Consider the following 10,918-nt stretch of genomic DNA (forward strand, 5'->3'; position numbering starts at 1 on the left):
TGCGTTCAATATCGTTCGTTGGTCAATTCGTCATTGCCCAAAATTCATCTCACGCTCCCCTGAGTACAGGGTGAGACGTGAGGCTTCTTTTGTTTTAAGCTAAGTAATGGCGAAGTAAATCCTTTGGCGTTTCCCAACATCATAATTTCCGTGCGACGGTTGTTAGACTGATTTCATTTGTAAATTCTCACCATCCCCAAGTGCCGGCGCCACCTTTGAAAGGTCCGACAATATCGCTGGTAATCCAACCTCCATAAAAGTTACCTGGTTGCGGTTGTACTTTTTCCCCATCCACATAGCAGGCATCCATCATGTGGGCGTAAAAAGCTACATAATCTTTGATAGATGCAAACTCTGGTGTCGGTTCGGGGTAAAACCAAGCAGCATTTTGCACTTCTTTGTCACCCACGCGGATATTGTAGTAACCGGCACTTCCCTTCCATTCACAAAAGCTAGAACGCGGTGTCAAAAGTAGATATTCCATTTTGATATCCGCAGGAGGGATGTAGTAACCGGGTGGATGGCTGGTTTCTAAAACACGTTTAGCGCTGTGGGTATCTGCGATAAGTACATCATTAAAGATGATTTGGATGTGTTTGGTTGTGTCTTCTAAGCGAGGGGGACGGGGGTAATCCCAAACTGATTCTTGTCCGGGATTGGGTTCGATGCGTTGGGGTGTCATATAGGGGTTAGGAATTAGGGACTAGGGACTAGGGATTTTTTAAAGATTAAACCACAGATAATAATCTGTTAGCGGTGTGCGATCGCACACCACTATATTAAGCCCGAAGAGGCACCCATCCCCATCTCCGGCGTTATTTTGGCAAATTGTCTATAATCTCGTGCAATTCTTCTTTTGCATCTTTGGCAAACTGAACGCTGCTAATACTGGCAAGAATTCCTGCACCTGCGGTGAGGCTGGCTTCTGATGCTTTATTTAAATAGAGAAGTCCCACACCAGATAATGTCATCATTGCAGATGCTGCGGTTACGCCTAAAGCAAGATTAAAGGTGAGACGCGCTTGGCGTAATAATTCTTCTATTATTTTTTGTTCCATTTCTTGTGCAGCATCGTTATTGTTGGGTTGGGGTTTGGAAAAAATATTGAAGTTCATGAGTTGTTGACCTCGTTTGTGTATAGAATTTATTGATTGACAGCTATCTGCAAGGTTTTTCTGAACTTGCATATTTGTATCCTATTCGGGCAACAATTTAAATTCGAGGGCAGATAAGTTGAGTTTCAATTTTGATTTGCCCGAAATTATGGGGCAGATGGGGCAATCCAATAAAACCTAACTGCCCTACACAGGTAAAATTAAATTAAGTATGATTTATTTATAATTTATATTCATCAATAAATTTTATGATGCTATCAGATAAAGTTCAATCTAGCCAAGAAGGGAAGATTAAACTCCAAAACGCCTATAAACAAGCAGGTTTAACTATAGAAAAGCTTGCAGATAAAGCATGTACTTCTAGTGACACAATTAAACGTTTACTAGGTACGAAAGACTGCCCTAATGGAGTTGAAAGAAGGATTATTTTAAAGATTGCTGAAGTTTTAAAGATTAAACCAACTGATATAGTTGCTCCAAAAGATTGGTATCCGCAGCAAATCCCGCCAGAATTTGAGCGATTAATTAAAGATAAAACAGAGTCATTCCGTGGTAGGAAATTCGTTTTTGATGCTATTGAAGAGTTCTTCAACAACAACCCCAATGGTTACTTCACTGTCGTGGGTGATGCAGGGATGGGGAAAAGTGCCATTTCAGCCAAGTACGTATTAGACAACCCAGAAGCAATTTGCTTTTTTAATGTTCGGGCTGAGGGAATGAATCGCCCGGAATTGTTCCTGAAAAAAATTCGCAAACAAGTGATGAATCGTTACCAGTTGCAGGATGCAGCCGATGCTGATTTATCAAGTTTGCTGACCAAAGCTAGCGAAAAAATTAGTGCTGGCGATCGCCTAATAATTGTTGTTGACGCACTGGATGAAGTTGACCAAGAAGCGACAGGAAACCTTTTATATTTACCTACTATTCTTCCAGAAAACGTTTACTTTCTGCTGACAATAAGACCTTATAACCAGAATGATAAAAGGTTGAATGTTTCACCCAGCGTTCCCACCCAGGAATTTGACTTAAGAGATTACCCTGAAAGGAGTAGTCAGGATGTGAAAGAGTATATTTGGCTATTGCTCAATGATGGAGAATATAAACAGGGGCTGAGTCAGTGGATTGAAAAGCAAAATCTCTCTAATACTGAGTTTGTGGAAGAGGTAGCGACAAAAAGCGAAAATAATTTTATGTATTTGCGCTGTGTTTTGCCAGCGATCGCTGAAGGGTTTTACAATAATAAACCTTTGGATGAATTACCTGTAGGTTTACAAGGATATTATTACAGCCACTGGGAAATCATGGGCATGACAAGCAAGCCTTTACCGAAAAATAAAATCAAGATTGTCTATGTTATGTGTGCTATACGTAGCGCAGCTTCCCGTGAAGTGATTGCCAAATATTCTAAGCAGAATGAGTTAACTGTGCAGGAAGTTCTTGATGGGTGGGCGCAATTTTTGCAGAAGCAGGAAAATTACCAACCACTGCGTTACAGGTTTTATCACGAAAGCTTCCGAGATTTTTTGCATCGCCAGGATATTGTGCAAGCGGCGGAGGCGGATTTACGAAAGATTAATGCTGAATTATTCAAGATGATTACGAGAGGAAAGTTAAGCAATGAGTGATGTTTGCACTATCTTAGCTGAACTTTCTCCGGAAGAAATAGAGCTTTTTTTGGGAGAATCACTCCGATGGGCTTTGGAAGGGGGTGAGCTTAAAGAACTCTGCCGTCTGTTGAGTGATTTTGATTTTATAGAAGCAAAAATTAATCATCCTAAATTTGGCGTACAACTGCTAATTGAAGATTACGATTTGATTGAAGATGCACAATTATTAACTCACCCAGAATACAAGATCGAAACTGTAAAAGCGCTGAAATTAATTCAAGGGGCGTTGCGGCTCTCGGCACATATTTTAATTGAAGATACAAAGCAATTAGCAGAGCAATTGTCAGGGCGTTTGCTACACTTTGATGCGCCAGAAATTCAAGGGTTGCTGCAACAAATATCGCAAACCAAAACCAGTTGCTTGCGTCCGTTGACAGCTAGCTTAACTCCCCCTGGTGGTGCGTTAGTTCGCACCCTCAGCGGTCATAGTGACTCGGTTTATGCAGTCGCTGTCACCCCGGATGGCAAGTACGTGATTTCTGGTTCGGATGATTCTACACTCAAAGTCTGGAATTGGCAAGCTGGGAAAGAAGTGCGTACTCTCGCTGGTCATAGTGACTACGTACTAGCAGTGGCTATCACCCCGGATGGAAAGTACGTGATTTCTGCCTCAATGGACAAAATTATCAAAGTCTGGAATTGGCAGACTGGGGAAGAAGTACGTACTCTCACTAGTCATAATAACTGGGTATTTGCATTAGCTGTTACGCCGGATGGGAAGTACCTGATTTCGGGTTCAACTGATAAAACTATCAAAGTTTGGAATATAGAAACTGGTGAAATATTGTACACATTGAAGGGTCATTGGCGTGGAGTACAAGCTGTCGCTGTCACTCCCGATGGCAAAAAGGTAATTTCTGGTTCTTGGGACAATACTCTTAAAGTCTGGAATCTGAAAACTGGAAGGTTATTATTTACTCTCAGGGGTCATAGCCACTCTGTTACTTCTGTCGCTGTCACCCCTGATGGTAAAAAGGTAATTTCTGCTTCAAAAGACAATACTCTTAAGGTTTGGAATCTGGACAAAAGAATAGGATTTTTTACTTACATTCGCAATCTCATTGCCAAAAGGCAAATTTCCAAACTTGCTGGCGATAATCACTGGTCAATACGATATTTCATTTTAATTTGTAATTTGATAACTCGAAGGCAACTGTTCACCTTCACCAATCATCAGGATATGGTATGGGCTGTCACAGTCACCCCGAATAGCAAACAGATAATTTCTGGTTCTTGGGACAAAACTATTAAAGTTTGGAATTTAGAAACTAGTAAAGAATTGTTTACCCTCACAGGTCATAACCAGTCATTAATGGATGTCGTCGTCACGCCTGATGGCAAGCAGGTGATTTCAGCTTCATCTGACAAGACCATCAAAGTTTGGAATCTGGAAAATGCAGAGTCAAATTTTACTCGTACCGAAGGATACAATGTAAATACAGCCCATATTGAATCGATCAAAAAGATAGCTATTACCCCGAATGGCAAGCTGGCGATTTCTTGTGGAGAGGATGGTCTTAAATTTTGGAATCTTCAGACTAGAGAGAAACTATCCAGCTATAATAGGCGCAGTCTAAATAATTTAGCTGTCACTCCTAATCGCAAACTGGTGATTTCTAGTTTAGGCGAACTCGAAGTTTATAATTTTGAAAGAGAGGAAATATTCAACCTACAAGGTATTAATTTACTTGAAAATTATTATGCTCTAGCTGTGACCCAAGATGGCAAGCAAGCTATTTCTAATTGTCGGTTTAGGACTATACAAGTTTGGAATCTGAATAAAAAGAAAAGATTTTTAGACAAATTTATTCCGTTTATATTATTTATTATATGGATGATAAGTTTTTGCTTAATTCTAATTAAAGCCTTAATAAATTGTGGTAGGGTAAACTGGGTCAATTCTATAGCTGTAACTCCTGATGGCAAGTGGGTAATTTCTGGTTCAAGTGACAAAAAAATTAAGGTTTGGAGTTTGTACAAATGGGAAGGATTTTTTAAATTCATTCAGAATTTAATACCTGCAAAGCAAATGTTCACTCTTACAGGTCACGGAGATAGTGTAAATGCTTTAGCCGTAACCCCAGATAGCAATCGGTTAATTTCTGGCTCTAACGACAAGACTATCAAAGTTTGGAGTTTGGAAACAGCAAAGGAACTATTCACGCTTATAGGTCATACAGACTGGGTAAATGATGTAGCTGTAACCCCAAATGGCAAATGTGTGATTTCTGCTTCCTCTGACCATACTCTCAAAGTTTGGGATTTGAAAACTCAGAAAATAATTGCCAGTTTCACTGGAGAAAGTAGTATAAATTGCTGCGCCGTTGCCCCAGATGGCATAACAATAGTAGCAGGTGAAGAATCCGGACGCTTGCATTTCCTACGGCTAGAAGGCATGGAGGCGAAACCATGAATACTTCACCTTCCCAAATCGCCATCAATTTCGCCTCCTACCCAACCGAATTTCAACAAGTCATTCTCGAAAAAAGCCAAAATTTTATCGGTCGTGAATTTGCCTTCACTACCATCAACGAATTTCTCCACCACTACAACCGGGGTTACTTCACCATTGTTGGCGTACCCGGTAGCGGTAAAAGTGCAATCCTCGCCAAGTATGTAACGGAAAACAGTAATGTTGTTTATTACAATGCCCAAGTTGAGGGTAAAAATTGTGCCGAGGAATTTCTCAAGGATGTATGTACGCAATTAATCGAATGGTTGCATAGCGCTAGCACCCCACCCCAACCCTCCCCGCAAGCGAGGAGGGAGGAAGACTTCCCTCCGTTTACGGGGGGAGTGAGGGGGGTACTTCCGGACAACGCCACTAAGGGGAGTTGGTTTCTTTCGCTGCTGCTTCAGAAAATTAGCGACAAACTAGAACCACCACAACGGTTGATAATTGCTATTGATGCCTTAGATGCAATTGACCGTAACAGCCAACCTCTAGGTACAAATCTGTTTTATCTTCCCAGATATCTGCCGGATGGCGTCTATTTTATTCTCACCCGTCGTCCTTTCAAAAGAGAAAAATCTGGTTTGTTAATTGAAGCACCTTCGCAAATTCTTGATTTATCCGAGTATTCAGAACAAAACTGGGATGATGTGCATTCCTTTATCCAGCATTGGCAAAAAATGAAACAAGAGGGTTTGTCTGATGTGGCGTTGAAAGTGCTTCGCGTCCTAACATCTGCGTCAAAGGGAGGGATGTCAGCGAGTGCGATCGCTCAAATAATTGATGAAGATGAATACGAAGTCGAAGAAGTGCTGGAAAATTGGCTTGAGTTCTTAGTGCAACAGCGAATAGACACAAAAACTAATTACAGTTTCTATCATGCCAGCTTTCGTAATTGGCTGGCAGAAAGATTGAGTAATGGAAAAATAGAGTAATTGAACGTTATGATAAATTTAAACTTTTTAACCTTTCCCTTTCGCCTTATCCCAAATAAGTGCAAAAATAAAAAATATCCCCCCAGAAAAAGGAGGGATATGAGGGAGATATTTAAGATTAGGACGCAAAAACAATTAATTAACGGAAATTACGAGGATTCAACTTTTGCGAATTACCTTGACGTGGTACGCCATTCCGCAAACCAGTGGCAGTACCGCCATCTTTGGGGTCGAGGAATGGTTTGAGATTGATTCCGCCTTTAGAAGATGCCAGATTATTAGTGCGACTATTGCCACTACCGAGAAGTGTCCGACCTAAGTTGTATAAATCGTTCGCTCCGTTACCACGACTTGTGTAAGTGTTGACGGCTGTGGTGTATTGTCCATTGTCGGCGGAAACGAGATTTTGGAAAACGTTATTGCGTACATCATAGGCATCTCTTCCCGGAGGTACTGTCAGGACAATTCGACAGGATGGATTAGCTTCGGTGGTGACGCAGATTGTGTTCTGGTTATTTTCTACGGCTGTTTGCAGTTCTAATAAGCCATCTTGCCGATATGATTCTAAACGACTGGCGATCGCATTACAACGAGCTTGCGAATTCCAACCACCACCTAATGTTCCCGGTGCTGCCCACGGAAAATATTGATTTGGTTGACTTTGTGGTTGATACATTACGGTATACTGACCGTTATATGGCTGACAGTTAAACCGAGCAATGTCATTAACGCTGGGGTAATTTGGTATACCTGTTGAATTATCTATTGGTCTTGATGGTATTGAACCACCTGTTGATGTTGTGGGTACGACAACGCCATCGGAAGTAGTTGTGGTGGTTCTGGTAGTTGTGTTACTGTATTGAGCAAATGCTGCGGTATTGCCCAGTAAGAGCGATAAACTCAGACTGCTAAAAAACAGAAATTTAAAGGTTTTTGATGACATAAATCATCCTCAACAGAACAGTGGTTAGGGAGTTGATAGTTCAAATGACGAAGAATTTATTTTTTTGATTCATCATTTGGCTTCTTTTTTCGTTCTTCACGTTCTTTTTTCTCTTTGAGTAGTTGCTTCACGCGTTCTTTAATTTCTTGGTGACGCCCTACTCCTTCATAAGCATAGCGGTTATAGCCAGTGTCAGAAATTAAGCTTTCTAAATAGCTAACTCGCTCGGAACCACCTGGGTGAGAAGATAACCAAGTAGGTGGAGCGTTTTTCTGTTGTTTTTCTAACGTCGCCATTAAGTTACGCAAACCATCAGAAGCATAGCCGCTGGTAGCTATCAAACGTGTACCGAGTGTATCTGCTTGACGTTCCATATCGCGGCTGTAGCTAAGTCCAAAGAGTTGACCGATGGTGCCGCCAAGTGGTAAATATTGGGTAACGTTGGAAATTAAATTGCCTTGGGTGACTAGCTGAAAGCCGTGGGAAAGGACGACGTGTGATAATTCGTGACCGATTAACCCGGCTAATTCTGCCTCAGAATTGGCTTTAACGATCGCACCCGCATTAATGAAGATTTTGCCTCCAGGTAGCGCAAAGGCGTTAAGGTCTTCGAGGGGGATGACAAAGAACTCGTATTTAAACTCTTCCCTTCCTGACACCTTAACTAGTTTCTGTCCGATTTCATCAACGTATTTGACAACAGTTTCATCATTAATTAATTTCAGTTGTTTTTTTGCTTGCTTGGCTACAGATTCTCCAACAGACCCTTCCCCTTGTAGCAACATTATGGTAGAATCAAGGGCAGAAAATGGACCGAGAAGGCTGCCGGTGACAGCGTAACCTAATGCACCAGTGATGATGTTGGCGATCGTGTTACCTCTGACTTCGGCGCGGATATGCGATTTATAACGTTTGAGATTGTCGTCAGCTAGCTTTTTAAATTCTGCCGCTTGCGGATCGTTAGAGTTGAGAATCGCAAATTGACGCGCAGCTAAAGAAGCTTCCATCCATTTTTTCGCATCTGCAAGTGCTGCAACTCTGGCTTTAATTAAGTCTGGTTGATTCGGATATAGCGTAGCAGCTCTGTCTAATACAGCTAATGCTTTTTTCTCATCATTGTATTGTTTCAGGATTTCAGCGTATTTTATATGACCGGGGATAAATTCGGGAACTTGTTCTACTAATAGTTGCAGTGGTACTAAAGTTCTAGTTTGCAGCTTACTTGCGATTCCGGCTTCGGCTTCCCGCCAGTATACTTTACCTGCTGGGGAAAGTTGTGCTGGATCGATTATTGCAGGTTTGCGTTGTTGATTCTTTAATTTTGTGGTGAAAGGTGCTTTCGCAAGACGATACATTTTTTCCGCTTCTGGGAGATTTCCCGCAAGATAAAGCTTATCTCCTTCCATCAATTTTTGCCGACGAGCGAGTTCTTCGGGAGTGGGTGGGGGTTCGGCTACGTCAGATGGCTTTTTGTCTGTTGCTTCCGGTTCTGATGGCTTTTTCTCTGTTGTTTCCGGAGTGTTTGCGGGTTTTTCTGGTTCTGATGGCTTTTTCGTAGCTTCAATCGCAGGTGGTTCTTGTGCGGGAACGGGTGAAATAGGTTGCGTCAGGATAATCAATATTGATGTACCCAATGACAGCAGTACCCAATTCCAGGCTAGCAGTAGAGACTTCCAGCGTCGTTTCATGGTGATGTCAACCTATGTCATGCTTCTTAGTTTAAATGTATTAGGATTGACATCAATATGTATAGAGCGATCGCTGTATCATTAAAAATCTCACTGAAACACAAAGTTCTTCTTAGCGACTTTGCGGCTTTGCGTGAGACTTAAAGCAAAATCCTCTTGCAAAAAAGTTTTGTGGTATGTAGTCAAAAGTTAAAACTTAAATTGTTAAACCAACTATACTCAATAACTTGTGCCAATTATTACCTAGCCAAGCAGTAGTTTTAGCTAAGTGGGGCTGAAGTTTTTCCATCGCAGAGGCAAACCCTTCGGCTTTCTGGGCATATTTCAACGCTCGGTTTAATGCATCACCCATTTCATCTTTATCTGGCTGTGCCTTATTTAGCTCCTCCTGGGCATCAGCAAAGGCATTATCAATTTTACGACGGTCTGAGGTTTCTAACTTCGCCAGTATCTCACGTAAGGCGTTGAGTTCTGCTTCTATGTTGACGCTTGCAGGTTCGGGTAAACTGACTTGTTGAAAATTGACGTTTGCAGTGCTACTATCTCCGGTTATAATTGCGCTACCAGTGGCATTACCCCCAATAGAAACTGAACGGTTTTGTCCGTCTTTGCGATCATGACTCATATTATTATCCTTGTCAGATTTTACTGGATTTGTTGCCTCTACTGTCTGATAACGCCGTCGCCTAATTTTGATCGCAGGGGTTAAATACTCTGGAATTCCTTGCAAATCAATGGAGGTACAACCCATTTGAAAACAATCTTCATAATTCCTGAGCGCAGCTAAAGCAGTATAAAATCCGACACTAAAATTAATGGCTGCCCTATCTCCGATTGCCTGATTCATTCCCACCACGCAATCAATGTGTTGGTGAATTGCTGTGGCTTGTTCCTCACTATAACAGGCGTTGAGTAAAACACACTCAACTTGTGACTGAAACAAATCAAATAGCTTTGCCAGGGCTTGTGTACTGACAAGTTGCATGTGTCCAGAATTATCTTCCAAAGCTAATCCATCAGTACCAGAGCCATGTCCGGAAAAGTGAAGAATTGTTGGTTGATGATTAGACAAAAAGCGGGTTAAATCATCCACTCGTACCGCAGATTCTGTGATGATTTGAAATTCCTCTCGATTTGGAGATAGTTGCAGTGTGTTTTTGATTTCCCGCACTTCTTCATCTAAGCGCAAACGACTTGTGTTTTTAGGGTTGGCGGAGAGGATGAGGATTTTTTTCACGGTGTTCTTTGATATGGTTTTTTATATAAGTGGTTACGCAAAATTATTTATGTCATTACTTTTGACTTTTGACTGTTCGCTCATTATCGCTGTTTGAAAAAAGTTCACTCCTCCTTCTCCGCCTCCTCATTCTCCTCCCCCTTCAACTCAGGATGCTGCTGCTCGGCATGAACCGTTAAAACCTTCGCCAGCGATTCCACTTTACACTCGTCACTGGGGCATTGTTGCGTGGCTTGTAGTGCCTGTCCCCAGTTTTTCAGGTTCGCTGCGGCTTCGGCAATGGCAATTAAGGCATTGGGTTTGACATAGGATTCCTGAATCTGGTTGGCAGAGGCGATCGCTTTATCGAGCAAGAAAGCGGCTTTTTCCGGTTGGTTGAGCTTGCCAATGGCTTGGGCAATGCGACTTAAGACAGAGGCTTTGACATAGGATTCCTGAATCTGGTTGGCAAAGGCGATCGCTTTATCGAGCAAGAAAGCGGCTTTTTCCGGTTGGTTGAGCTTGCCATAGGCTTGGGCAATGACACTTAAGACATCGGCTTTGTAAGAGGAATCCTGAATCTGGTTGGCAGAGGCGAGCGCTTTATTGAGCAAGAAAGCGGCTTTTTCCGGTTGGTTGAGCTTGCCAATGGCTTGGGTAATGGCACTTAAGGCAGAGACTTTGTAAGAGGAATCCTGAATCTGGTTGGCAGAGGCGAGCGCTTTATCGAGCAAGAAAGCGGCTTTTTCCGGTTGGTTGAGCTTGCCAATGGCTTGGGCAATGGCACTTAAGGCAGAGGCTTTGGAATAGGAATCCTGAATCTGGTTGGCAGAGGCGAGCGCTTTATCGAGCAAGAAAGCGGCTTTTTCCGGTTGGTTGAGCTTGCCAATAGCTTGGGTAAT

Annotated in this window: 8 protein-coding genes and 1 pseudogene; 3 read left to right on the forward strand and 6 right to left on the reverse strand. The window is 42.1% G+C overall.

Annotated elements, in window-relative coordinates:
* Positions 1-187: 187 nt before the first annotated feature.
* Together AABK37_RS37125 and AABK37_RS37130 are read right to left on the reverse strand one after the other, a co-directional pair.
* Positions 188-682, reverse strand: coding sequence for a DUF427 domain-containing protein (locus tag AABK37_RS37125; RefSeq protein WP_432556456.1), 495 nt, complete (start codon positions 680-682; stop codon positions 188-190).
* Positions 683-815: 133 nt separating this feature from the next.
* Positions 816-1,115 (reverse strand): TRADD-N-associated membrane domain-containing protein, encoded by a 300-nt coding sequence (locus AABK37_RS37130; RefSeq protein WP_432556457.1) that lies wholly within the window; start codon positions 1,113-1,115, stop codon positions 816-818.
* Between the two features lie 248 nt (positions 1,116-1,363).
* Here AABK37_RS37130 and AABK37_RS37135 point away from each other — a divergent pair, with 248 nt between their 5' ends.
* The 3 genes from AABK37_RS37135 to AABK37_RS37145 are packed head-to-tail and all read left to right on the forward strand — an operon-like array spanning position 1,364 to position 6,169.
* Complete coding sequence (locus AABK37_RS37135; RefSeq protein WP_432556458.1) at positions 1,364-2,740, forward strand: hypothetical protein; 1,377 nt, start codon at positions 1,364-1,366, stop codon at positions 2,738-2,740.
* Entirely contained in the window at positions 2,733-5,195 is a 2,463-nt protein-coding gene (locus AABK37_RS37140; RefSeq protein ID WP_432556459.1) for a hypothetical protein, read from the forward strand. Before AABK37_RS37135 ends, AABK37_RS37140 begins: the two co-directional genes overlap by 8 nt.
* Positions 5,192-6,169, forward strand: a complete 978-nt coding sequence (locus AABK37_RS37145) for an ATP-binding protein (protein ID WP_432556460.1) — start codon at positions 5,192-5,194, stop codon at positions 6,167-6,169. The genes AABK37_RS37140 and AABK37_RS37145 overlap by 4 nt, the downstream gene beginning before the upstream one ends.
* A gap of 139 nt (positions 6,170-6,308) precedes the next feature.
* On the opposite strand, the gene AABK37_RS37150 is transcribed toward AABK37_RS37145, so the two are convergent.
* The 4 genes and pseudogenes from AABK37_RS37150 to AABK37_RS37165 form a co-directional block, all read right to left on the reverse strand.
* Positions 6,309-7,112: a COP23 domain-containing protein gene (locus AABK37_RS37150; RefSeq protein ID WP_432556461.1), complete on the reverse strand. Its 804-nt coding sequence runs from the start codon at positions 7,110-7,112 to the stop codon at positions 6,309-6,311.
* Positions 7,113-7,168: 56 nt separating this feature from the next.
* Positions 7,169-8,800 carry a M48 family metalloprotease gene (locus AABK37_RS37155; protein ID WP_432556462.1) on the reverse strand — a complete coding sequence of 544 codons (1,632 nt, stop codon included), beginning with the start codon at positions 8,798-8,800 and terminating at the stop codon, positions 7,169-7,171.
* Between the two features lie 196 nt (positions 8,801-8,996).
* Entirely contained in the window at positions 8,997-10,037 is a 1,041-nt protein-coding gene (locus AABK37_RS37160; protein WP_432556463.1) for a CHAT domain-containing protein, read from the reverse strand.
* A 104-nt stretch (positions 10,038-10,141) separates the two neighbouring features.
* Positions 10,142-10,918 (reverse strand): annotated as a pseudogene (locus tag AABK37_RS37165) (tetratricopeptide repeat protein); the annotation flags it as partial.

This window comes from Tolypothrix sp. VBCCA 56010 (assembly GCF_050875635.1).
Lineage (GTDB): Bacteria > Cyanobacteriota > Cyanobacteriia > Cyanobacteriales > Nostocaceae > Hassallia.

Coding starts and splice junctions, on each gene's coding strand:
- AABK37_RS37140 (WP_432556459.1), top strand. CDS start 2,733: ATGAGTGATGTTTGCACTATCTTAGCTGAACTTTCTCCGGAAGAAATA.
- AABK37_RS37135 (WP_432556458.1), top strand. CDS start 1,364: ATGATGCTATCAGATAAAGTTCAATCTAGCCAAGAAGGGAAGATTAAA.
- AABK37_RS37125 (WP_432556456.1), bottom strand. CDS start 682: ATGACACCCCAACGCATCGAACCCAATCCCGGACAAGAATCAGTTTGG.
- AABK37_RS37150 (WP_432556461.1), bottom strand. CDS start 7,112: ATGTCATCAAAAACCTTTAAATTTCTGTTTTTTAGCAGTCTGAGTTTA.
- AABK37_RS37130 (WP_432556457.1), bottom strand. CDS start 1,115: ATGAACTTCAATATTTTTTCCAAACCCCAACCCAACAATAACGATGCT.
- AABK37_RS37145 (WP_432556460.1), top strand. CDS start 5,192: ATGAATACTTCACCTTCCCAAATCGCCATCAATTTCGCCTCCTACCCA.
- AABK37_RS37155 (WP_432556462.1), bottom strand. CDS start 8,800: ATGAAACGACGCTGGAAGTCTCTACTGCTAGCCTGGAATTGGGTACTG.